This window comes from Aurantiacibacter sp. KMU-128, assembly GCF_056933515.1.
Genome location: NZ_JBXORT010000001.1, coordinates 2,579,602 through 2,599,457 on the forward strand (window position 1 = coordinate 2,579,602; position 19,856 = coordinate 2,599,457).

The 19,856-nt window shown below is 62.1% G+C and carries 26 protein-coding genes; 7 read left to right on the forward strand and 19 right to left on the reverse strand.

What is annotated here, in order from left to right; all coding sequences use genetic code 11:
* The first annotated feature begins 28 nt into the window (after positions 1 to 28).
* Positions 29 to 1,510, forward strand: a complete 1,482-nt coding sequence (locus ACS0VV_RS12615; RefSeq protein ID WP_483533040.1) for an aldehyde dehydrogenase family protein — start codon at positions 29 to 31, stop codon at positions 1,508 to 1,510.
* Here the strand turns inward: ACS0VV_RS12615 and purT are convergent.
* Both purT and ACS0VV_RS12625 read right to left on the reverse strand, forming a co-directional pair.
* The gene (gene purT / locus ACS0VV_RS12620) at positions 1,507 to 2,688 is read right to left on the reverse strand and encodes a formate-dependent phosphoribosylglycinamide formyltransferase (RefSeq protein WP_483533041.1); all 1,182 of its coding nucleotides are present in this window, start codon (positions 2,686 to 2,688) and stop codon (positions 1,507 to 1,509) included. The genes ACS0VV_RS12615 and purT overlap by 4 nt on opposite strands.
* 345 nt (positions 2,689 to 3,033) lie before the next feature.
* A complete protein-coding gene (locus ACS0VV_RS12625; RefSeq protein WP_483533042.1) occupies positions 3,034 to 4,311 on the reverse strand; it encodes an aspartate kinase in 1,278 nt (425 codons plus the stop codon).
* Between the two features lie 52 nt (positions 4,312 to 4,363).
* Between ACS0VV_RS12625 and ubiG the strand changes: the two genes are divergently transcribed.
* Positions 4,364 to 5,116 carry a bifunctional 2-polyprenyl-6-hydroxyphenol methylase/3-demethylubiquinol 3-O-methyltransferase UbiG gene (ubiG, locus tag ACS0VV_RS12630; protein ID WP_483533043.1) on the forward strand — a complete coding sequence of 251 codons (753 nt, stop codon included), beginning with the start codon at positions 4,364 to 4,366 and terminating at the stop codon, positions 5,114 to 5,116.
* On the opposite strand, the gene ACS0VV_RS12635 is transcribed toward ubiG, so the two are convergent.
* The 5 genes from ACS0VV_RS12635 to ACS0VV_RS12655 all read right to left on the reverse strand — a co-directional run bounded on the left by ACS0VV_RS12635 (position 5,104) and on the right by ACS0VV_RS12655 (position 8,242).
* Positions 5,104 to 6,105 carry a glycerophosphodiester phosphodiesterase gene (locus ACS0VV_RS12635; protein ID WP_483533044.1) on the reverse strand — a complete coding sequence of 334 codons (1,002 nt, stop codon included), beginning with the start codon at positions 6,103 to 6,105 and terminating at the stop codon, positions 5,104 to 5,106. The two genes, ubiG and ACS0VV_RS12635, sit on opposite strands and share 13 nt — an antisense overlap.
* A 62-nt stretch (positions 6,106 to 6,167) precedes the next feature.
* Positions 6,168 to 6,512 carry an arsenate reductase gene (locus tag ACS0VV_RS12640; protein WP_483533045.1) on the reverse strand — a complete coding sequence of 115 codons (345 nt, stop codon included), beginning with the start codon at positions 6,510 to 6,512 and terminating at the stop codon, positions 6,168 to 6,170.
* A gap of 2 nt (positions 6,513 to 6,514) precedes the next feature.
* Positions 6,515 to 6,823, reverse strand: coding sequence for an antibiotic biosynthesis monooxygenase family protein (locus tag ACS0VV_RS12645; RefSeq protein WP_483533046.1), 309 nt, complete (start codon positions 6,821 to 6,823; stop codon positions 6,515 to 6,517).
* 174 nt (positions 6,824 to 6,997) lie between these two features.
* Positions 6,998 to 7,462: a crossover junction endodeoxyribonuclease RuvC gene (gene ruvC, locus ACS0VV_RS12650; protein WP_483533047.1), complete on the reverse strand. Its 465-nt coding sequence runs from the start codon at positions 7,460 to 7,462 to the stop codon at positions 6,998 to 7,000.
* Positions 7,463 to 7,498: 36 nt separating this feature from the next.
* A complete protein-coding gene (locus tag ACS0VV_RS12655) occupies positions 7,499 to 8,242 on the reverse strand; it encodes a YebC/PmpR family DNA-binding transcriptional regulator (RefSeq protein WP_483533048.1) in 744 nt (247 codons plus the stop codon).
* A 78-nt stretch (positions 8,243 to 8,320) separates the two neighbouring features.
* Here ACS0VV_RS12655 and ACS0VV_RS12660 point away from each other — a divergent pair, with 78 nt between their 5' ends.
* Positions 8,321 to 8,695: a VOC family protein gene (locus ACS0VV_RS12660; RefSeq protein ID WP_483533049.1), complete on the forward strand. Its 375-nt coding sequence runs from the start codon at positions 8,321 to 8,323 to the stop codon at positions 8,693 to 8,695.
* On the opposite strand, the gene ACS0VV_RS12665 is transcribed toward ACS0VV_RS12660, so the two are convergent.
* The 5 genes from ACS0VV_RS12665 to ACS0VV_RS12685 form a co-directional block, all read right to left on the reverse strand.
* Positions 8,692 to 9,147 carry a GNAT family N-acetyltransferase gene (locus ACS0VV_RS12665; RefSeq protein ID WP_483533050.1) on the reverse strand — a complete coding sequence of 152 codons (456 nt, stop codon included), beginning with the start codon at positions 9,145 to 9,147 and terminating at the stop codon, positions 8,692 to 8,694. The genes ACS0VV_RS12660 and ACS0VV_RS12665 overlap by 4 nt on opposite strands.
* 3 nt (positions 9,148 to 9,150) lie before the next feature.
* Positions 9,151 to 9,498, reverse strand: a complete 348-nt coding sequence (locus ACS0VV_RS12670) for a heavy metal-binding domain-containing protein (protein WP_483533051.1) — start codon at positions 9,496 to 9,498, stop codon at positions 9,151 to 9,153.
* A gap of 78 nt (positions 9,499 to 9,576) precedes the next feature.
* Positions 9,577 to 10,602, reverse strand: coding sequence for a hypothetical protein (locus ACS0VV_RS12675; protein WP_483533052.1), 1,026 nt, complete (start codon positions 10,600 to 10,602; stop codon positions 9,577 to 9,579).
* 143 nt (positions 10,603 to 10,745) lie between these two features.
* Positions 10,746 to 10,982 (reverse strand): DUF2312 domain-containing protein, encoded by a 237-nt coding sequence (locus ACS0VV_RS12680; RefSeq protein ID WP_483533053.1) that lies wholly within the window; start codon positions 10,980 to 10,982, stop codon positions 10,746 to 10,748.
* Positions 10,983 to 11,078: 96 nt separating this feature from the next.
* A complete protein-coding gene (locus ACS0VV_RS12685; protein ID WP_483533054.1) occupies positions 11,079 to 11,396 on the reverse strand; it encodes a DUF1244 domain-containing protein in 318 nt (105 codons plus the stop codon).
* Positions 11,397 to 11,457: 61 nt separating this feature from the next.
* Here ACS0VV_RS12685 and pyk point away from each other — a divergent pair, with 61 nt between their 5' ends.
* Entirely contained in the window at positions 11,458 to 12,948 is a 1,491-nt protein-coding gene (gene pyk / locus ACS0VV_RS12690) for a pyruvate kinase (protein WP_483533055.1), read from the forward strand.
* On the opposite strand, the gene ACS0VV_RS12695 is transcribed toward pyk, so the two are convergent.
* The 4 genes from ACS0VV_RS12695 to ACS0VV_RS12710 all read right to left on the reverse strand — a co-directional run bounded on the left by ACS0VV_RS12695 (position 12,930) and on the right by ACS0VV_RS12710 (position 16,796).
* Positions 12,930 to 13,421 carry a hypothetical protein gene (locus tag ACS0VV_RS12695; RefSeq protein WP_483533056.1) on the reverse strand — a complete coding sequence of 164 codons (492 nt, stop codon included), beginning with the start codon at positions 13,419 to 13,421 and terminating at the stop codon, positions 12,930 to 12,932. The genes pyk and ACS0VV_RS12695 overlap by 19 nt on opposite strands.
* Positions 13,422 to 13,495: 74 nt before the next feature.
* Positions 13,496 to 14,236: a hypothetical protein gene (locus tag ACS0VV_RS12700; RefSeq protein ID WP_483533057.1), complete on the reverse strand. Its 741-nt coding sequence runs from the start codon at positions 14,234 to 14,236 to the stop codon at positions 13,496 to 13,498.
* A gap of 47 nt (positions 14,237 to 14,283) precedes the next feature.
* Positions 14,284 to 15,861 (reverse strand): L-aspartate oxidase, encoded by a 1,578-nt coding sequence (nadB, locus tag ACS0VV_RS12705; protein ID WP_483533058.1) that lies wholly within the window; start codon positions 15,859 to 15,861, stop codon positions 14,284 to 14,286.
* A complete protein-coding gene (locus tag ACS0VV_RS12710; protein WP_483533059.1) occupies positions 15,861 to 16,796 on the reverse strand; it encodes an ABC transporter ATP-binding protein in 936 nt (311 codons plus the stop codon). The genes nadB and ACS0VV_RS12710 overlap by 1 nt, the downstream gene beginning before the upstream one ends.
* Positions 16,797 to 16,851: 55 nt before the next feature.
* Here ACS0VV_RS12710 and ACS0VV_RS12715 point away from each other — a divergent pair, with 55 nt between their 5' ends.
* The 3 genes from ACS0VV_RS12715 to ACS0VV_RS12725 all read left to right on the forward strand — a co-directional run bounded on the left by ACS0VV_RS12715 (position 16,852) and on the right by ACS0VV_RS12725 (position 18,106).
* Entirely contained in the window at positions 16,852 to 17,094 is a 243-nt protein-coding gene (locus ACS0VV_RS12715) for a zinc-finger domain-containing protein (RefSeq protein WP_483533060.1), read from the forward strand.
* Positions 17,094 to 17,612, forward strand: coding sequence for a hypothetical protein (locus tag ACS0VV_RS12720; RefSeq protein ID WP_483533061.1), 519 nt, complete (start codon positions 17,094 to 17,096; stop codon positions 17,610 to 17,612). The genes ACS0VV_RS12715 and ACS0VV_RS12720 overlap by 1 nt, the downstream gene beginning before the upstream one ends.
* An 83-nt stretch (positions 17,613 to 17,695) precedes the next feature.
* Positions 17,696 to 18,106, forward strand: coding sequence for a hypothetical protein (locus tag ACS0VV_RS12725; RefSeq protein WP_483533062.1), 411 nt, complete (start codon positions 17,696 to 17,698; stop codon positions 18,104 to 18,106).
* A 12-nt stretch (positions 18,107 to 18,118) separates the two neighbouring features.
* On the opposite strand, the gene ACS0VV_RS12730 is transcribed toward ACS0VV_RS12725, so the two are convergent.
* Genes ACS0VV_RS12730 through ACS0VV_RS12740 form a run of 3 tightly spaced genes read right to left on the reverse strand, consistent with a single transcriptional unit; the run spans position 18,119 to position 19,847 of the window.
* Positions 18,119 to 18,907, reverse strand: a complete 789-nt coding sequence (locus tag ACS0VV_RS12730; protein WP_483533063.1) for a hypothetical protein — start codon at positions 18,905 to 18,907, stop codon at positions 18,119 to 18,121.
* Positions 18,904 to 19,620, reverse strand: coding sequence for an endonuclease III domain-containing protein (locus ACS0VV_RS12735; RefSeq protein ID WP_483533064.1), 717 nt, complete (start codon positions 19,618 to 19,620; stop codon positions 18,904 to 18,906). Before ACS0VV_RS12735 ends, ACS0VV_RS12730 begins: the two co-directional genes overlap by 4 nt.
* Positions 19,557 to 19,847, reverse strand: coding sequence for a hypothetical protein (locus ACS0VV_RS12740; protein ID WP_483533065.1), 291 nt, complete (start codon positions 19,845 to 19,847; stop codon positions 19,557 to 19,559). Before ACS0VV_RS12740 ends, ACS0VV_RS12735 begins: the two co-directional genes overlap by 64 nt.
* Positions 19,848 to 19,856 lie beyond the last annotated feature (9 nt).

Consider the following 19,856-nt stretch of genomic DNA (forward strand, 5'->3'; position numbering starts at 1 on the left):
TGCGCCGCCAAAGCCCCGTTCGTTCAGCATGACCCAATCCTATGCAAACCTTGATCGCATTTTTGTCGCCGGTGAATGGCGCACCGGAACCGGTAGCGAAATGACGAATATTTGTCCTTGGGACGAATCCACCATTTTCACCATGAACGCAGCCACTGCCGCCGACGTCGACGAGGCTTGCAACGTTGCTGCCGAAGCACAGAAGGAATGGGGCGCACTGCCGCCCGCAGCGCGCGCCGCGGTGCTGCAACGCATCGCCGATGTCATGGAGCGCCGGAAGGATGAGATAACAGACTGGATTGTGCGCGAAATTGGCGGGACGCAGGTGAAGGCTGCATTGGAGCACAAATTGTGCACCGACGTAGCGCGCAAAGGCGCTGTCCTGCCCTTCATGGTCGAAGGTCTGATACTGCCCGAGGATATTCCCGGCAAGGAAAGCCGCGCCTACCGCCAACCAGCAGGTGTGGTTGCACTCATCAGCCCTTGGAACTTCCCGTTGCAATTAACGGGTCGCACCCTGTTTCCTGCACTCGCCCTTGGCAACGCGGTGGTGCTCAAACCTTCGAGCGATTCCATCGTAACAGGCGGCACCATCTTTGCCGCGATTTGCGAGGAAGCGGGCGTACCCAAAGGCCTTGTTTCCGTTTTGCCGGGGGGCGGTTCGGATATCGGCGATCCGCTGATCGCGCACGATGTTCCCTCGGTCGTCTCCTTCACCGGTTCTACCGGCGTCGGACGCGGAGTCGGAAAGGCAGCGCTCGATGCCAATCTCATCAAACAGGTCGAACTCGAACTCGGCGGCAATTCGCCAATCGTCGTGCTTGATGACGCGGATCTCGATTTCGCGGTGGAGGCGAGCGTTTGGGGCAAGTTCATGCACCAAGGCCAGATTTGCATGATCGCCAACCGCATTGTCGTGCAAGACCGGATTTACGATCAGTTCGTTGATGCTTTTGTGGAAAGGGTGAAGCAGCTGCCAGTAGGCAGGCGCGATGCAGCCGACTGCTTCATCGGCCCCATCGTCAATCGCGATCAGTTCGATTCCGTCCAGGATATGATTGCCAAGGCCAAGGAACAGGGCGCGACCTGTGCGCTGGGCGGCGAACCGGATGGCCTCGTCATACCGCCTCACATATTCACCGATGTCGCCGAGGACAATTGTCTGGTCGCCAACGAGATTTTCGGGCCGGTTTGCCCTATCCAGCGAGCCATGGATGAGGACGACGCGATCCGGCTTGCGAATGCGACGACATATGGGCTTTCTGCTTCGGTATTTTCGGAGAACCCAGGCCGCGCATTGCGTGTCGCGAAACAGATCCAATCGGGGATGTGCCACATCAACGATGCGCCGGTGAATGACAGCCCGCTATCGCCCTTCGGCGGTGTGAAGAATTCGGGCATCGGCCGGTTCAACGGACGCTGGGCAGTAGACGCATTCACCACCACGCGCTGGATCAGTGTGCAGCATGAAAAGCGCCAGCTGCCCTTCAGTGCTGACGATCTTGGCTAGCAGTCTTCCGGATAGATGATGCGTATAGCACTCGCCGCTGCCCGCGCTTTGCTGCGTGCTTCATCGGTGTCCGCGCCGGTTGCCAGCGCGACACCCATGCGGCGATAGGGGCGCGTGGTGGGCTTGCCGAAAATGCGGATATCGGTGCCCGGCTCGCGCATCGCCTTGGCCATGCCTTCATATCGGGGCGCTGTCCCGTCGCGCTCGGCGAGGATGACAGCGGAGGCTGCGGGACGCGCATCGATACTTTCGGGCACAGGCAGGCCCATGATCGCGCGGGCGTGGAGATCGAATTCGGTGAGCGTCTGGCTTGCCAAAGTCACCATCCCGGTATCGTGCGGGCGCGGGCTGAGTTCGGAGAAGATGACCTCGTCGCCTTTCACGAAGAACTCGACCCCGAACAGGCCGTAGCCCAATCCGGTAGAGCAAAGCTCTTCCACCACTTTGCGCGCCATATCCTGTGCCGCAGCAATTGCAGCATCGGACATGGGCGTAGGCTGCCAGCTTTCCTGATAATCGCCGCGTTCCTGCCTGTGCCCGATGGGCGGGCAGAAGGTGATGCCGCCTTTGTGGCGCACCGTCAGCAGAGTGATCTCGTAGTCGAAATCGACAAATTGCTCGACGATCACCCGCTGCCGGTCTCCGCGCATATTGGCAGCGGCATAGTCCCATGCCTCCTGCAATTGCTCTGCCGACTTGACCGTGCTCTGCCCCTTGCCGGAGGAGGACATTACTGGCTTGATAACGCAGGGGAAACCCGTATGCGCCGCGCCTTCCACCACCTCGGCGTAATTGCTCGCATAACGGTAGCGCGAGGTGCTGAGGCCTAGCTCCTTCGCCGCCAGATCGCGGATCGCGTCGCGGTTCATCGTCATTTGAGTGGCGCGCGCGGAGGGCACCACGGTGAACCCGTCCGCCTCAACCTCGGCTAGCACCTCCGTGCGGATCGCCTCGATTTCCGGCACGATCAGGTCGGGTTTGTGTTCCGCTATGACGTCCCGCAAACGCTCGCCATCGAGCATCGAGAAAACTTCACGGCCATCCGCCACCTGCATGGCGGGCGCGTCATCGTAGGAATCGCAGGCGATGACACAGGCGCCGAGCCGCTTCGCCGAGATAACAAATTCGCGCCCCAGCTCACCCGAGCCGAGCAGGAGGATTTTGGCGGTGTAGGTCATGTCTTGGGTTTCCTCTTCCGCTTCCTGTTACCCCATTGCCGCCGCTTGGGTCGAGGGGTCGGCGCAGTCCGGCCGCCGTTCGCTGGCGGGCCACGTCGCTTTTTCTCACGCGAGAAAGCGCGGTCCAGCCTGTAGCCGAGCGCTACCAGAACTCCGATGCCAAAGATTGATCCGAAAAGGCTCTGCCAATTTCGGGCAAGGTTAGCGAATGAAGACTCGCTCAATTGCCCCGTTAAGCCCCAAACGCACACGTTCGCTAACCCGACCAGCCCGATGCGTATCGCATACATCCAGCAATCAAGCGCAAAATCGCTCCACGTTTCGAGCGCTTTGCTGAGCGAGAATTTAAGCGGGCTCTTCAGCATCCAGCCCGTATGCCGTGTGCAGCACGCGCACTGCCAGTTCGGTCTCGTCCTCGTCGATCAGCACGCTCACCTTGATTTCCGAAGTCGAAATCGCCTGCACGTTGATTCCGCGATCCGCCAGCGCCTTGAACATGGTGGCGGCGACACCCGCATGGCTTTTCATGCCCATGCCGACAACGCTGATCTTGGCGACCTTCGCATCGGTGATGATGCGGTTGAAGCCGATCTTATCGCGCTTGTCTTCCAGCAGCGCCTGCGCCCGTGCCAGTTCGGCCTGCGGGACGGTGAAGGTCACGTCGGTCTCGCCCTTGTCGCGGCCGACATTCTGGATGATCATGTCAACATTGATCCCCGCCTCGCCCAGCGGGGTGAAGATATTGGCGACCGCGCCCGGCTTGTCGGGCACACGGGTCAGCACCACGCGGGCCTCGTTCTTGTCATGCGCGATACCGGTGACGGTTTGGCGTTCCACTTGGGCTTCCTCCAGAAGTTTGGCCATCTCGCTTTCGGAGACGATCATGGTGCCGGGCAGACTGTCGGCGGGCGGCGAATCCTCGTCCACGAAAGAGGACAGCACCTGCACCGGCACATTGTGTTTCATGGCCATGCTGACCGAGCGGGTCTGCAAGACCTTCGCACCCACGCTGGCGAGTTCGAGCATTTCCTCAAACGCGATATGTTTGATCTTGCGCGCACGGGCGACGATGCGCGGATCGGTGGTGTAGACCCCGTCCACATCGGTGTAGACATCGCACCGGTCCGCGCCAATCGCCGCCGCGACGGCCACCGCCGAAGTATCCGATCCGCCGCGCCCCATGGTGGTGATGCGGCCCTCGTCTGACACGCCCTGGAAGCCGGGGATCACGGCGATCTCGCCCGCCGCCATGCTTTCAAGCAGCCGCTCCGCCTCGATTTCGTCCACCCGCGCATTGGCGTGGTTGGCAAAGGTCTTCACCGGCAATTGCCAGCCGAGCCAGCTGCGCGCCTTGCAGCCCATGCTTTGTAGCGTCAGCGCGAGCAGACCGCTGGTCACCTGCTCCCCGCTGGCGACCACCACGTCATATTCGGCGGGATCATAGAGCGGGTTCGCCTCGCGGCAGAAGGTCACGAGCCGATCGGTCTCCCCCGCCATCGCTGAGACCACCACCGCCACCTGATTGCCACCCGCAGCCTGCGCGCGGACAATATTGGCGACGCGGCGAATCCGCTCGGTGCCCGCGACCGAGGTTCCGCCAAATTTCATCACAATGCGCGCCACGAAGACTCTCGCCGGTATGGTTGAAACGAATGCGCGCTGTTAAGAGCAAGGCATGAGCGATGCAACTGTCACAAGTGAAACCAGTTCGGCGACCATTCGGCCGGAGGAAGCCGCGCATTTCGGCAAGCTGGCGCGCGAGTGGTGGGATCCGAAGGGCTCCTCCGCCATGCTGCACAAACTGAACCCCGTGCGCCTCGGCTACCTCCGTGAAGCGATTGACCTGCATTGGGGCGGCGATGTGCAAAGCGTGAAGCCGCTGGCGGGCAAGACCGCGCTCGATGTCGGCTGCGGCGCGGGGCTGCTGTGCGAGCCCTTGGCGCGCATGGGCGGCGAAGTGACCGGCGTCGATGCCGCGCCGGAGAACACGCAAGTCGCCGCCCTGCACGCGGAAGGCGCGGGGCTGGATATCCGCTACGTGCCGGGCGAGCTGGGTTCGCTGGGGCTGGGCCAGTTCGGTCTGGTGACGAGCATGGAAGTGATCGAACACGTGGCGGACAAGGCCGCGTTTCTCGACGGGCTGGCCGCACATCTCGCGCCCGATGGTCTGCTGGTGATGTCGACGCCCAACCGCACTTTGGCGAGCCGCGCGCTGCTGGTCGAAGGCGCGGAGGCGCTGGGCGCGGTGCCCAAGGGGACGCACCACTGGGAGGACTTCGTCACGCCCGACGAGCTGACCGCGATGCTCGAAGCGGCTGGGTTGGTGGTGACGCGGATGCAGGGCATCGCCTTTTCACCGATGAAGGGCCTGCATCTGAGCGAGGATATGGCGCTGAATTACATTTTGAGCGCGCGTCACGGCTCGTAATTGCCGCTCTCCCGCAAGAAAACAGCCGCTTGGGGGTGATCGGTAAAAATCCCGTCCACACCGGCAGCAACCAGCAATCCCATCAACGGCGGCAACCCTCCCACACCGCGCGGATTATCGCTGGTGGCGAGTCGCGGCGGCATAAAGGCGTTCTCTCGGCGGAGTGTCCAAGCGTGAACGGCAAGCCCCTGTTCCTGAGCGCGAGCAACAAGTCCGGTTGAACCACCTTCCGCATCAAGAACCAGCCGTATATCGACGCCAATGCCGGCGGCATACTCGGCTATCTGTGCCAACCCTTCGTCGGTGATCATTTGCGCGTAGCTCATGGTCCCGTTGTCAGCAGGCCCGCCGTCGGCAGCGATCAATTGCACCAGCCGCAGCTCTGTGATCGATGCCAATCGCTCCAGCGGAGCGACCTCGAAGCATTGGATGAACACCGGCGCATCACGGCCCGAATAGCCCGCAGCGTTCATCTGCACGACGAGCAGATGGGCAAGGTCGATTCCGATGTCCTGAAAATAGCCGGGATGCTTGATTTCAGGATAGAGCCCGATCACCCGACCCGTCTCTGCCTCGCGCGCCCGCACCAGCGCGATGATCTCGGCCAAGGTCGGCACCTGATACAGTCCGTCATAGGCGGTGTTTTCCGGCCGCAGGTAAGGCAACCGCTCCCGCGCCCTCAACGTCCGCAATTCGGCGAGCGTGAAGTCCTCGGTGAACCAGCCGGTCACTTCCTCGCCGTCGATCACCTTGGTCGTGCGGCGACCCGCAAATTCAGGGCGGTCGGCGACATCGGTCGTCCCCGAGATCTCGTTCTCGTGGCGGGAGACCAGAACGCCGTCCGCCGTCGCCACCAGATCGGGCTCGATATAGTCGGCCCCTTGATCGATAGCGAGGTCATAGGCCGCCAGCGTGTGCTCGGGCCGCTCCCCGCTGGCGCCGCGATGGGCGATAATGAGCATTTCCGGCTCCTCTATTTGTTGCGCCATAACAGGGGATAATGCTGCACTCCATGCTGCGCAGCAAAACACTGTTATAACGAGAAATAGTCTCAACACAGCGCCGCTTCCCATTCGCCTTCCTTGAACCCCACCAATATGCCGCCAGCATACTCGACAACCGGCCGCTTGATCATGCTCGGATGCTCGACAAGCAGCGCGACGGCCTTGGCCGCGTCGATGTCTGCCTTGTCCGCATCGGACAGTTTGCGAAAGGTCGTCCCACGCCGGTTCAGCACAGTATCGACGCCCTTCTCGGCAATCCATGCCTCCAGCTTCGCCGCATCCGCGCCTTCCTTCTTGTAATCGTGGAAGGTGCAATCGAGCCCCTGCGCGTCCAGCCATGTGCGTGCTTTCTTCACCGTGTCGCAATTGGGAATTCCGTAGATCTCAATCATGTCTAATCCTTTGCGGCAAAAGTGTGAATCCTTGGGGAATCGCAAGCGAACAGCGTGTAGCTGGCGTAATATTGCGCACGGGAGAAGGCCTGCATCTGGCGGTGCTCTTCCTGCCGACCCCAGCCGCGCGCGCTTGCCTCGTCATCCCATTCGGATACCGCGATCACCTCGCCATCATCGGCGGTGTAGGTTTTGAAGCTACGATAGCCCGGCTGGCGGGCAGCCATGGCCTCCATATGCGCGGCATCGCGCAGATAGGCCTCGCGGTCGATATCGGCGCGTTTGCGGTTGCGGAAGACGACGAGATACATTCAATCCAACCTCTCACCCGACTGCCCTGAGCCTGTCGAAGGGCTGCATTTTCTTCGGAGCTTGGCGTCGAATTTGAAGGAAAAGCAGTCCTTCGACAAGCTCAGGACGAACGGAGGTGGGGAAGCGCGAAAGCCCTTCTGCCTACTGCCTACTGCCTACTGCCTACTGCCTCACTACCCCAAATGCGCGTCCGCAATCGCCACTGCCAGAGCATCCGCCGCATCGGCACCTGCCACCGCCACGCCCGGCAGCAGCACTTTGAGCATCGCCTGCACCTGCGCTTTCTCCGCCCCGCCGGTGCCGACAACCGCCTTTTTGACCAGCCGCGCCGCGTGTTCGCGCACCTCCAAAGCCGACGCGCCGCATGCAGCCAGCACGCAGCCGCGCGCTTGCGCCAGCTTGATCGTCGATTGCGGGTTCTTGTTGAGGAACACTTCCTCGCACGCGGCGCGATCCGGCTTATGCTCCGCGATCACCGCCGCAATTTCGCGCGACAATTGCGCCAACCGCGCGGCCATCGGCGCGCTCGGATCGGTTTTCACCTGCCCGTTGGCGATATGCGACAACCGCGAACCCTCGCTGCGCACAAGGCCCCAGCCGGTGCAGCTGAGCGAGGGATCAAGGCCGAGGATCAACATCCTTGAAGCCCCTCCCCTGAGGGGGAAGGGAGTTCATCACCCCAACTTCTCCATCACCTCATCCGAAATGTCGTAATTGCCCCACACGGTCTGCACGTCATCATCGTCGTCGAGCGCGTCGACCAGTTTGAGCAGCGTGCCCGCATCCTTTTCATCCATGGCAACGGTCAGCGTCGGCTTCCACGCCAGTTTCACGCTGTCTGCTGTGCCAAGCGCCTTTTCCAGATCGCCAGCGACCTGGTGCAGAGCATCTGCCTCGGTCCAGATCGTGTGCCCGTCCTCGCTGCTCTCGATGTCGTCCGCGCCCGCTTCCATGGCGGCGATCAGCACGGTTTCCTCATCGCCCGCGCTGGCCGGATATTCGATCAGTCCCTTGCGGTCGAACCCGTGACTCACCGCGCCCGATGCGGCGAGATTGCCGCCGTTCTTGGAAAAGGCGGTGCGGATATTGGTGGCGGTGCGGTTGCGGTTATCGGTCAGCGCCTCGACAATGATCGCGCTGCCGCCCGGGCCATAGCCTTCGTAGCGCACTTCCTCGAAATTCTCGCCATCATTGGTCGACGCCTTGTCGATCGCGCGCTGGATATTGTCCTTGGGCATGGACTGCGCCTTGGCGGCGTTGACCGCAAGCCGCAGGCGCGGGTTCATGTCCGGATCGGGCATCCCCATTTTCGCCGCCACGGTGATTTCGCGGCTGAGCTTGGAAAACAGGTTCGAACGCTTTTTGTCCTGCGCACCCTTGCGGTGCATGATGTTTTTGAATTTGGAATGGCCTGCCATGGGTTTTCGCTAATCTTCTTGAAATGGGATGTGCCCGCCCCTTAACGCAGCACGGCGCGCATGGGCAAGCGGGAGGTAATGAAGATGCTAAAAGGGCTCGACCATTTCAACATCAGCACCGGCGATATGGCGGCGACCCTGCGCTTCTTCGAGGACGTGTTCGGACTGGAGGCGCGCCCTGCGCCCGGGCGCGATGGCGCGGTGAACAGCTGGCTGCACGACGCGAGCGGCCACGCGCCCGTCCATGTGAATTTGCGCGAAGGGGTAGAGGGCGATGGCGTGATCAACCACGTCGCCTTTGCCTGCAAGGGCTATGCGGCGATGCGCGAGCGGCTGAAGGCGCGTGGTCACGCCATCCGCGAGCTGGACAACCGCGCAACCACCGGCGCGCGGCAGATCTTCGTGCGCGGGCCGGAGGGGGCGCTGATCGAGCTGAATTTCAGCGGGGATTAGGGCGCGATGTCGAAGTGGTGCGCCATGATCTCTTCGCAGGCGAACTTGCGGTAGAGTAACCGCGCAGGCTCGTCCTCGTCGAACACATCGGCTTGCACGAAGATCGTCCACGCGCCAACCTCGCGCGCGACCCGCCGCATCTCTTCGATCATCGCCGAGGCGACACCGCGCCGCCGCGCGGTTTCGAGCACGGCGAGATCATAAATGTAGAGCTCGCGCCGGGCCTGTTCGAACTTGTTGAGCACGTAGCCCGCAAGGGCGCCAACCGGCTGGTCACCGTCATATCCGAGGATTGCGATATTGTCCGGATTGGCGAGCCAGCGCCCGCAATAGTCGTTATCCGGCTGCCGGTCGGCATAGTTGTGCGGTTCCCCGAACGCTTCGGCGAAGATGGCATTCATCGTCCGGAAACCGGCAAGATCGCCGCCATCCAGCCGCCTTGCGGTCGCCACGCATCAGACCTTCACTGCGGTTCCGCTGGCGCTGACCATCAACATCGAACCGTTCGCGCCAATCACTTCATAATCAAGGTCGACACCGACCACCGCATTGCCCCCGCGGCTCGCGCATTCGGCCTGCAGCTCTTCAATCGCCTGGTTGCGTGCGTCGGCCAGAATGCGCTCGTAGCTGCCCGAGCGCCCGCCCACGATATCGCGGATATTGGCAAACAGATCACGGAACACGTTAGCGCCGACGATCACTTCGCCCGTCACAATGCCGAGATAGTCCTGGATCGGCCGCCCTTCGAGCGTAGGCGTAGTGGTAACGGGAATGCCGCGCGCATCTTTCCATTCGCGTGCCATAGTGAAGTCCTCCTGAAATTGCGGTTCGCTGCTGTATTATCTGGGTAAAACAGAGGGGATTTCAAGAGCAACCCGTCGTCAGAGCGCGCCTGAGTCAATAGTAATTGCTCGATCTTCGCCCCATGTCGAGACCGAGCCGACAATGCGTTCCTCCATCAGCAATTCCATGACCCGGCTGGGCCGTGGCAAGCGGTCTTGCGAGACAAGGTTGAGCGTCCGAGCTGCCATAATGAGTCGTAGGCTAAACACTTCCACGTCGTCATCCTCTGACAACAGAGCGCCCAAACCATCGGGGCCGACTGCTATGGCATTACCGTTATCGCCGAGCGCGATCAGATAGGAGTTTTCAGCAGAATCAGCGCGATACACGATCTGCGTCGGCTCAAGCTCGTCATCGCGGCACCAAACTGCCGGAGCGGCCATGGCCGCGCCTTCGTCGAGCTCTTCGAGGTCGGATCCAATCTCGGAGACAACCAGACTTCCGAAAAGCGAACCGACGGGATTCGTCTCGGCATCCCGCGAACGTCCACGGAAGCGGAGCTCATCCGCGCAATCCTCTACGGGCGCAACAGCCTCGCCTGCATTTCCCGGCAGCACCAATTCTGCCAGCGCCGCATCCATCCACGCTACCAGTTCAGCAGGTGAGCGGCTCGCAGAGGATGCGCGAATCTTCACGTAAAAGCCATTGAGGGTAAACAGCACCACGCCGGTCGAGCGCATGACACTGCGCCGTCCCGGCGCGTAGACCGCGCGCAAAGCCGAGCTTACGTCCGAACCCGGAAGGCTGAAGCTCTCCGGAGCGACAGCTACAGCCGGATTGTCGAGGCCGGACTGGCTTTCGATCGCTGCCTGCGCCTGCGAAAACCACACCGGCACAGAGCCGTTGGTGTTCCGGAAGACATAGAAACTCAGCACCTCGCCGCGATCGGGTGACTCGAAATTCATGCCGACATCAAGATGATCCTCGGCATAGGCGCGGGCGGTGGTGCGCGGATACCCGCCAAGCGTGGCCGGCACTTCGATACCGCTGTGCGGGTGGTTGTAGCTTTCCTGCGCCCGCAATGGCAGGTTCTGCTGCGCTGCCGCAGGTGTGCTGAATGCCAAGCACGCGGCCAGTGCCGCAGCGCCGATGTGCCTGCAAATTCCGATCATAGCCAAGCCCTCCATTCGCCGGAGAAGCTGGCAGACCGGCTATGTTATGGCAAGTGCCCGTTTTACTGGCGAAAACCCGCCGATAATCTCCACATTCACCCCATGCCGAGCGCGGCTTTGTACGTATCGAGGATCATTTCCTGCTCGCTGCGATCGTTCGCATCCATTTTGCGCAGGCGCACGATCTGGCGCATGATCTTGGGATCGTAACCCACGGCCTTGGCTTCCGCGTAAACGTCGCGGATATCGTCGGCGATGCCTTTTTTCTCTTCTTCGAGGCGCTCGATGCGTTCGATCAGCAGGCGCAGGCGGTCGTCGGTGGCTTCGGCCATGTAGGGCAACTCCAAGAATGTTCGAGAATCGGTTGAGCGCCCGATTAGCTTTGCCACGTTGGCGGGTGAAGTCCCCTTTCCACAGGCGGGAAAACTTTATCTCAGGTCGGGCGCGTTCTTGGCGAGGCTCGTCTGCATCCGCGCCAATTGTTCCTCGGTCGCCTCGCTCTGGCGGGTGGCCTTCCATTCCGCCATCGGCATTCCGTGGATCAGTTCGCGCGCGGCAGCCTTATCGCCATCGAAGCCTGCTTCCAAAATCCAGTCGGCAAGGCAGTTGCGGCAGAAGCCTGCCAGCCCCATCAACTCGATATTCTGCGCATCGTGGCGGTGCTGCAAATGCAGCACCAGCCGGCGGAAAGCGGCGGCGGCCAACGTGTCGGACAGCGCGTCCAACGGGTCAGGCGTCTCGTGCATACCAATGCCTCGCATCATGGTGACTTGTCTTGTCACATAGTGGTGCCATAGGCTGTTTCTCATGGCTACCGAAACCGCTCCAAAGCTCCAACCGAGAGGCCGCAAGGTCAAGATCCTTGCCACCACCGGCCCCGCAACCGCCGATGCCGATGTGCTGCGCCGCCTGTTCATGGCGGGCGCCGATGCGTTCCGCGTCAATATGAGCCATGGCGAGCACGCGATGCACGCCAAAACAATCGCCAATATCCGCGCGCTGGAAGAGGAATTCGGCAAGCCGATTGCCATTCTGGCCGACTTGCAAGGGCCCAAACTGCGCGTCGGCAAGTTTGCCGATGGCCGCGCAACCGTTGCGCATGGCGCGACCTTTACCTTCGACCGCAATCCCGAACCCGGCGATGCCACCCGCGTCGAATTGCCGCACCCGGAAATCCTGGACGTGGTCGAGGTCGGGCAGCGGCTGCTCGTCAATGATGGCAAGATGCGTTTCCGCATCACCGCAGTGCAAGACGGAACGCTGGTCTGCCGCGCCGAAGTCGGCGGCGTGATTTCGGACCGCAAGGGCGTGAACGTGCCCGATGCGGAAATTCCCATCCCCGCACTCACCGAGAAAGACCGCAAGGATCTGGCCTTCGCGCTCGATCAGGGCGTCGATTGGATCGGCCTCAGCTTCGTGCAGCGTCCCGATGACCTTGCCGAAGCGCGCCGGTTGATGACCGGCACCGATGGCAAGCAGCGCGCCTCGCTCTGCGCCAAGATCGAAAAGCCCTCGGCCATCCGCCGTCTCGATGAAATCATCGAGCAGGCTGACGGGATCATGGTGGCGCGCGGCGATCTGGGCGTGGAGCTCAATCCCGAAGAAGTGCCGCCGCTGCAAAAGAAGATCGTCAACGCAACGCGCCTGACGGGCAAGCCGGTTATCGTGGCGACGCAAATGCTCGAAAGCATGATCGAAAGCCCCGCCCCCACCCGCGCCGAAGTCTCCGACGTGGCCAATGCGGTGTATGACGGCGCGGATGCGGTGATGCTTTCAGCCGAAACAGCTGCGGGCGACTGGCCCGAAGAAGCAGTGCTGATGATGGCGAGCATCGCGCGGCAGGTGGAATCGGACGAGCTTTACAAGGAACGCGTCCGCCTGCTCGACACCCCGCCCGACCCGACAACGGCCGATGCAATGGCGCACGCCTGTATGACGATTGCAGACACGGTGAAGATCGGCGCCATCGGCGTGTTCACTTCATCCGGCAGCAGTGCCCGCCGCGTGGCGCGCGAACGGCCCGCGGTGCCGGTGATGGTGCTCACCCCCGATCTCAGCGTCGCCCGCCGCGTGGCACTGCTTTGGGGCGCGCATCCGGTGGCGACCAAGGATATCGGCAGCTTTGAAGAGATGGTTGCGAAGGGCAAGCGCATGGCGCTGCGCCACGGCTTTGCCAGCGCCGGATCGCGGCTGGCGGTGATGGCAGGCGTGCCCTTCGGCCAGTCGGGCGCGACTAATCTGGTGCACGTGGTGACGGTGAAGGGCGACGAGCTCGACGGTTATTCGGGCGAGGGATAGAGCGCGTCGGGCGCGGTCTCGCTCCAGCATTCTTCGAGCACGCCGATACTGTCCTCGACAAAGTCTGCCAAAGGCGTACCGACATTCGATGTGAAGCGGATGTTCGACGACACGTTGTCCCCGTAATGCGCGCGCGATTCAAAGCTGTATTGCACCCCGTCGAGCGTGATGACGACCGAGCCATCGGGTGAGATCGGCACGCCCGGAATATGGATACCCGGCGGCTCGACTTCGATGGCCTGTCTGATGACATCGCTGGCGACAGCGCAGCTATGCGTGTCGGCCCAATGGACCGTCGCCATACCCTGCCCGCTTTCCACGCGCCGCAGCCAATAATGGTAAGGCCCGGTGCTGGGCAAAACGCCGATTTCGATCTGCGTCGTGGCGATCCCTGTGGCGGAGCGGGTGACCGTAAGAAATGGCACCGGGTCAGCGGTGGAGACCGTCAGGGCGAGAAGAGTTGAGACGAGCAAGATATGGCCTCCACAGCTAGCAAACGGAAGAGTTTGGGCCGCGTTGACGCGCGGGGAAATGCGGCATTGCGGCGCTAAGGCGCACTGTCCGCCCCGTTCACGCGAACGACCTGCAACAGCGAGGTCTGCTCCATGTCCTCGCCATCATGGCAGCGCAGCCGGATGATCTGGAACGCGCCCTCGCCGCTGCCAAGCGGGCGGCCGAGCGCGGTGAAAGAGCAGCTGTCCCAATCGATCTGCCGGTCTTCCAAAAGCTCCCGCGTGGAGACTGGCGCCATACGCGGAACATCGCTCATGCGCTGGGCCAGCTCGGCAAGCGAGGCGCGGGCGCGAGCAACCGAGGGCGCATAATATATGTCGAATTGCTGGCCGGATCCATAGGAGAGGCGAATTCCGCCGGGTTGCGGGATGATGGCGGGTGGCGGCGGGGTGCCGACCCGTTCAAGCAGAAACGCATTGGCATCGGCGATGATCTGATAGGGATCGTGCCAGTCCTCGCGGTCGGAATATGTCACTTCGATCCGCTCGTCTCCGGTCGCCTCGTCATAAATCTGGTCGCGCTGCGCGCGGTAGACGAGCCAGTATTGTTCTTCCCCGGTCGCGACATCAATCGCCACCAGAAAGCGTTCGCTGTAGTCGCTATGGTAAACACCGAGATTGTCGTTGGTCGAGCGGTAGACGAACAGCGTCTCGCCATTGGTCGCAAACAGATCATCGCCGATAGTGATGACATCGGGTGGGGTTTGCTCACCCAAACCCGGCGTAGGCGGCTGCATTATGGCGAGCACTGCGGCGGGAATGATCATCAGGCTCATAGGACTTCAAATATCCCTTTGGGAATGAACGGCGCAGAAACAGGTGCTCAAGGCACCAGCACCGTGTCGCGAACCTCTTCGGCCAGTTCCGGATAATCGGTGATATAATGCAGCCCCCGGCTTTCGTGGCGGCGCAGCGCGCTCTTCACGATCAAGTCGGCGCATTGGTGCAGATTGCGCAGCTCGATAAGATCGGTCGTCACGCGGAAATTGCCGTAATAATCCTCGATCTCGCTGCGCAGCAATTCGATCCGGTTCTGCGCGCGTTCAAGCCGTTTGGTGGTGCGGACAATACCGACATAGTTCCACATCATCCGCCGGATTTCGGTCCAGTTCTGCTTGATGACGACCTCTTCATCGGAATCGGTCACGCGGCTTTCGTCCCATTCGCGGATGGCGGGGGGCGCTTCGAACCCGTCCCAATGCGCGAGAATGTCCTGTGCCGCGGCCTCGCCGAAGACGAAGCATTCGAGCAGGCTGTTGGACGCCAAGCGGTTCGCGCCGTGCAGCCCGCTTTCGGTGACTTCGCCTGCTGCATAGAGCCCGGGCAGATCGGTGCGGCCATCAAGATCGATCACCACCCCGCCGCAGGTGTAATGCTGCGCGGGCACGACGGGGATCGGCTGCACCGTCATATCAATGCCGAGGCCCAGCAGCTTGTCATAAATGGTCGGGAAATGGCCTTTCACGAAATCGGCCGGCTGGTGGCTGATATCGAGATGGACGTAATCGAGACCATAGCGCTTGATCTGGTCGTCAATCGCGCGGGCCACCACATCGCGCGGGGCAAGCTCCATGCGCTCGGCATCGTAATCCGCCATAAAGCGGTGACCAGTTTCGGGGTGGAGCAAATGCCCCCCCTCGCCGCGCACCGCCTCTGTGATGAGGAAGTTTTTGACGTCGAGATTGTAGAGGCAGGTCGGGTGGAACTGCATCATTTCCATATTGGAAACCCGCGCGCCCGCCCGCCAAGCCATAGCAATCCCGTCACCCGTCGCGCCGCGCGGCGCGGTGGAGAACTGGTAAACGCGGCCCGCCCCGCCCGCCGCCATGATCGTCGACTTGGCGGTGTAGGCCTCGACTTTGCCACTCGCTACATCAAGGGCATAGGCACCCCAAACGCGGCCTGAGCCGGAGAACTTCGCCTCATGCCGTCCGGTGATCAGATCGACGCAAGTGCGATGCGGCAGCAGGGTGATGTTGGGATTTTCCTCGGCGGCTTTGAGCAGCGCCGCCTGCACCGCCCAGCCGGTCGCATCATCGACATGGACGATGCGGCGGTGCGAATGCCCGCCTTCGCGGGTAAGGTGGAGGTCGCCCGCATCGCGGTTGAACGGCACGCCGAGCTCGCACAGCCGGTCTATCGCGGCAGGCGCGCGTTCGATGACGAACTCGACCGTCTCGCGGTCATTCAGCCCCGCGCCCGCCACCATTGTATCGCGGATATGGTCTTCAAACGTGTCGCCCGCATCGAGCACGGCGGCAATCCCGCCCTGCGCCCAAGCGGTGGAGCCGCTCTTCAAATCGCCCTTGGCGAGCACCAGCACCTTGCAGCTCTGTGCGAGCGTAAGCGCTGCGGTAAGCCCGGCCGCGCCGGAGCCGATGATGAGGACGTCTGTTTGCATCAGGCCCCGCTCCCCGTCAGCTGCACGAACACGTCCTCTAGGTCCGCCTCGCGCGTCGTTACGTCCTCGATCGTGTAACCGTGGTTTTGCACGATCGCGAGGATCTGCCCCGCAGAAGAGGCATCGCGGTCGTAAGTGATTTCGAGCGTGCGCTCACCCGTCACTTCGGATTTGAGGAAGCCTTCCTCCACCACCGGCCCCGCCAGATCCTTGTCGACCGTCACCCGCACGATTTTCTCGCGCGCCATGTCGACCAGTTCGCGGGTCGGGCGGTTGGCGATCAGCTCGCCGTGATTGATAATCGCGATGCGCTCGCACAATTGCTCGGCTTCTTCGAGATAGTGCGTGGTCAGCACCACGGTCACGCCCTCGGCATTCAGCTCGCCCACAAGCTCCCACAATTGCCGCCGCAATTCGACATCGACACCTGCGGTCGGCTCATCGAGCACAAGGATCGGCGGCGAATGCACCATCGCCTTGGCGATCAGCAACCGCCGTTTCATCCCGCCTGACAGGGTGCGGGCATAGGCGTTGCGCTTGTCTTCCAGCCGCACCGCGCGCAGCAGCTCTTCGGAACGGCGCAGAGCCTTGGCAACGCCATACATTCCGCTCTGGTTTTCCAGCACTTCGAACGGGGTGAAAAACGGGTCGAAGACGATTTCCTGCGGCACAATGCCGATCGAAAGCTTCGCATTGCGGTGATCGGTGTCGATATCGTGGCCCCAGATCTTCACCTGTCCGCCCGACTTGTTCACCAGCCCGGCCATGATGTTGATAAGCGTCGACTTGCCCGCGCCATTGGGGCCCAGCAGGCCGAAGACCATGCCTTCGGGCACATCGAAGCTCACCCCCTTCAGCGCCAGCTTGGGCGGGGCGTTCTTGGTGCCCGCATATTCCTTGCGCAAATCGCGGATTTCGATGGCTGCGTCGCTCATATGTGCGCTCTTAGGGGCTTTTCGCCGCCCGCGTAAAGCGATAGAGGCAATGCTCATGGATCACGCACCTGAAAGCACAATCGTCGATACGTCCCGCGTCTGGTGTGACGGCGCCGGAGACATCCGCGGCGGAGAGAATTACAAGCCCGCCAGCCTCGGCCATCCACGCGTGTGGATGCAGATCGATGCGAAAGGCTATGTCGATTGCGGCTATTGCGACCGGCGTTTCATCCTGGCGGGCGGCCCCGCGGATGATGGCAATGTGCCCGATGCCTCTGTTACCGGAGCTGCACAGTGATGCGCGGCCTGATGGCGGGGCTTGCCTCGTTGTCGACGCTCACCGTTCCCACAGCTGCATTGGCGCAAGATGTTTGCAGCGTCATCCGAGCACTGGCTTCGCCGAGCCCTTACCAAGCGCGACAAGTCGAGGTCCGCTCGCACTACGGCAATACACAACAGCTCTATGTTGGCCAATCGGCATCCCTGCCGCGCGACGCAAATATGTGTGCTCTGGATGTCTACGCCGAAGAGGACTGGATCGGTGTAGATCTCGTATGCGAATGGGCGTTTGAAGAGCAACACCAAGCCTTGCGCTTCCTCGACGAACTTGCGCGCGAAGTCGGCCCTTGTTTCCCTGCCCCGATGCAGCGCGACGACGAGGAAATCGATCCCGACATGGCGCCCGTTGCAGTGGGATACCACATCGAGCAACAGACCGGTGATGATGGCGGCGAGTTGTTCGTGGAACTCTACTTCTGGAGAGAGGCCAATCTGGAAGCCGAGTCTTACAATGTTTACTTGACACTGACTCGATGAGCGCGAGCATATCGGATTGACAGCTTACGTTCAGTGATACCGTGTTACACGACGAGCTTGATAGGCGGATCAGGAGTATTGATATGAAAACTTTCATTGCATCAGCCGTTGCGACCGCCGTGCTTGCCTGTGCGGCACCGGCCATGGCGCAGGACCGCAGCGAGCGGGCCGACGCAGCCTTTGCCGAACTCGTCGAGAACCGCGAAGTCGCAGGTGAAGGGCAAACCTGTATCCGGACATTCAACGACAACCGCCTGCGCGTGGTCGAAAATGTCGGCCTCGCCTATCGTCGCGGCGACACCCTGTGGGTGGCCCGGGCGCGCGATCCGCAGCAGCTTGGCCCGTGGGATGTGCCGGTAATCGAGCGGTATGGCAGCCAGCTGTGCCGCCACGACATCATCCGCACGATTGACCGTAGCAGCGGGATGTTCTCAGGCGTGCTTTCGCTTGAAGACTGGGTGCCCTACCGCGAAGTCGAAAACGCCGACAGCTGAGCGGCCCCTCGGTCAGCCCTTGGGTTTGACCAGCTTCTCGGGCCTGCGCCGCTGCGCTTCTGCGAACAGTCCGTAGCTTTTGTTCACGTAATTGGTCACGTCGGTGATCGAGGTAACGTAGCTGTCAAGTTCGGCAGTCATTTCCTGCTCGACCAGCCGCACGCGGGCGGAGGGGTTTTCGGTTTCGAACGCCACGTAAAACCACGGCTCGCCGCGCTTCAGCACCAGCGGCTGTGACAAATCATACCACTCGAACGCCCAGGCCAGCGGGCGTGGCCAGATATGGATCGGGAAGCGCCCGCCCATCTGCAAGCCGGGGCGCTGCGTCGGGAAATAATGCAGATAAGGCGGCGTCTGCACGACATAGGCCGGGCTGTCCGCCACGAAGATATAGGGCGCGGTGAATTGCACAATGGGGCGATTGGGATCGCGCCATTCGTTCGGCGGCTGCACGATAAACAGGTTCGCGCGACCTTGCGGACGCATTCCCGATTGCTCGCCATCCGCATCAACCAGCTGGATCTGGCCTTGCGGTGTCCGCTCGAATTTCAGCGTCAGATCGACCGGGCACGGCACGACGAAATGCCGCCGGTCGAAATCGATCGCAGCAGGGCAAGCCTGTATGCTCTTGGCGCTCACAGCCTTGGGATCGGCGCGGCTGAAGGCTTGGGGCGGCGCCCAGATGGCATCGCCATTGCCCGGCCAGCGCACCGTCCAGCCGACCGTAACCGTGCGCGATTTGCCCCGCGCCTCCGCCTCGTTCGCGCCCGCATCCTCGGCGAAATAGTCGTCCCAGCTCATGGCAATCCTTCCGGCTGCTGCGCCGCATAGCGGCAGTCTCCCCGGATCGGACAAGCAGCGCAGCGGGGCGCGGTTGGCCGACAATGGGTCTGCCCCAGTCTCTTCACCAGCAGATGATGCTCGTCAATGTCCTCGGCTGACCAGTCTGCGGGCAGGAGCGGCATCAGTTCGTCATAGGCGCGCGCGGTGTCGGCCTTCGGCGGGATGAGCCCGGCGCGCTGCATCACGCGGCGATGGTGCCCGTCAATCACCAACGCACGGCGGCGGAATGTGCTGGCGTTGAGCACCCCAGCAGCATTCTTGCGCCCGACACCGGGCAGCGCCTCCAGCCAGTCCATCGCCATGGCATCGGGCAGGTTGGAGAGATGCCGCAGATCGACGCCGCCGCGATCATCACGAATTGCGCGGAAGCAGCCGCGCAGGCGCTCGGCGGCGACCGAGGGGAAGGTCTGGTTGCGCAGCAGCGCTTCCAGCTCGCCGAGATCGGCATCGGCCACCGCGTCCCAGCTGCCATAACGCGCTTTCACCGCATCGGTTGAGGCGTTCGAGATCGCCGTCTTGCTCTGCGCGCCGATCACCCCCTGCACAAGCACCCACACCGGATCGCGGCGCTTGTCATCGGGGCGGATGATCCGCCCGAAAGCGCGGATCAGCGCGGCGTGGATGCGCTCCAATATTTCAGTGCGCGGGTCAGGGCCGAGAGGAAGCTGCATGGCGTATCCCCCATCCCGCAACCGCCAGTGCCGCGCAAGGGAGCCATATCCAGACAGCTTCGGAGACAAGCGTTGCGATCCCCCGCCATGACAGGAAATCGGCCCCGATAGGCGAGACGCGCACCGGCGTGACCGGCGCGAAGATGCGGGGTATTGTCGAACGGCCAGAACAGCGCCGCACCCAGCCCGCCGCTGGTGAGCGTATCGAGCAAGCTATGGCTTGCCATCGCCAGCGC

What these genes read in the sequence shown, in the direction of transcription:
- ACS0VV_RS12710 (WP_483533059.1), bottom strand. Translation starts at nt 16,796, where the DNA reads ATGAGCGACGCAGCCATCGAAATCCGCGATTTGCGCAAGGAATATGCG.
- nadB (WP_483533058.1), bottom strand. Translation starts at nt 15,861, where the DNA reads ATGCAAACAGACGTCCTCATCATCGGCTCCGGCGCGGCCGGGCTTACC.
- ACS0VV_RS12660 (WP_483533049.1), top strand. Translation starts at nt 8,321, where the DNA reads ATGAAGATGCTAAAAGGGCTCGACCATTTCAACATCAGCACCGGCGAT.
- ACS0VV_RS12725 (WP_483533062.1), top strand. Translation starts at nt 17,696, where the DNA reads ATGAAAACTTTCATTGCATCAGCCGTTGCGACCGCCGTGCTTGCCTGT.
- ubiG (WP_483533043.1), top strand. Translation starts at nt 4,364, where the DNA reads ATGAGCGATGCAACTGTCACAAGTGAAACCAGTTCGGCGACCATTCGG.
- ACS0VV_RS12615 (WP_483533040.1), top strand. Translation starts at nt 29, where the DNA reads ATGACCCAATCCTATGCAAACCTTGATCGCATTTTTGTCGCCGGTGAA.
- pyk (WP_483533055.1), top strand. Translation starts at nt 11,458, where the DNA reads ATGGCTACCGAAACCGCTCCAAAGCTCCAACCGAGAGGCCGCAAGGTC.
- ACS0VV_RS12700 (WP_483533057.1), bottom strand. Translation starts at nt 14,236, where the DNA reads ATGAGCCTGATGATCATTCCCGCCGCAGTGCTCGCCATAATGCAGCCG.
- ACS0VV_RS12735 (WP_483533064.1), bottom strand. Translation starts at nt 19,620, where the DNA reads ATGCAGCTTCCTCTCGGCCCTGACCCGCGCACTGAAATATTGGAGCGC.
- ACS0VV_RS12740 (WP_483533065.1), bottom strand. Translation starts at nt 19,847, where the DNA reads ATGGCAAGCCATAGCTTGCTCGATACGCTCACCAGCGGCGGGCTGGGT.
- ACS0VV_RS12680 (WP_483533053.1), bottom strand. Translation starts at nt 10,982, where the DNA reads ATGGCCGAAGCCACCGACGACCGCCTGCGCCTGCTGATCGAACGCATC.
- ACS0VV_RS12685 (WP_483533054.1), bottom strand. Translation starts at nt 11,396, where the DNA reads ATGCACGAGACGCCTGACCCGTTGGACGCGCTGTCCGACACGTTGGCC.
- ACS0VV_RS12730 (WP_483533063.1), bottom strand. Translation starts at nt 18,907, where the DNA reads ATGAGCTGGGACGACTATTTCGCCGAGGATGCGGGCGCGAACGAGGCG.
- ACS0VV_RS12715 (WP_483533060.1), top strand. Translation starts at nt 16,852, where the DNA reads ATGGATCACGCACCTGAAAGCACAATCGTCGATACGTCCCGCGTCTGG.
- ACS0VV_RS12670 (WP_483533051.1), bottom strand. Translation starts at nt 9,498, where the DNA reads ATGGCACGCGAATGGAAAGATGCGCGCGGCATTCCCGTTACCACTACG.
- purT (WP_483533041.1), bottom strand. Translation starts at nt 2,688, where the DNA reads ATGACCTACACCGCCAAAATCCTCCTGCTCGGCTCGGGTGAGCTGGGG.
- ACS0VV_RS12645 (WP_483533046.1), bottom strand. Translation starts at nt 6,823, where the DNA reads ATGTATCTCGTCGTCTTCCGCAACCGCAAACGCGCCGATATCGACCGC.
- ACS0VV_RS12655 (WP_483533048.1), bottom strand. Translation starts at nt 8,242, where the DNA reads ATGGCAGGCCATTCCAAATTCAAAAACATCATGCACCGCAAGGGTGCG.
- ACS0VV_RS12720 (WP_483533061.1), top strand. Translation starts at nt 17,094, where the DNA reads ATGCGCGGCCTGATGGCGGGGCTTGCCTCGTTGTCGACGCTCACCGTT.
- ruvC (WP_483533047.1), bottom strand. Translation starts at nt 7,462, where the DNA reads ATGTTGATCCTCGGCCTTGATCCCTCGCTCAGCTGCACCGGCTGGGGC.
- ACS0VV_RS12640 (WP_483533045.1), bottom strand. Translation starts at nt 6,512, where the DNA reads ATGATTGAGATCTACGGAATTCCCAATTGCGACACGGTGAAGAAAGCA.
- ACS0VV_RS12635 (WP_483533044.1), bottom strand. Translation starts at nt 6,105, where the DNA reads ATGGCGCAACAAATAGAGGAGCCGGAAATGCTCATTATCGCCCATCGC.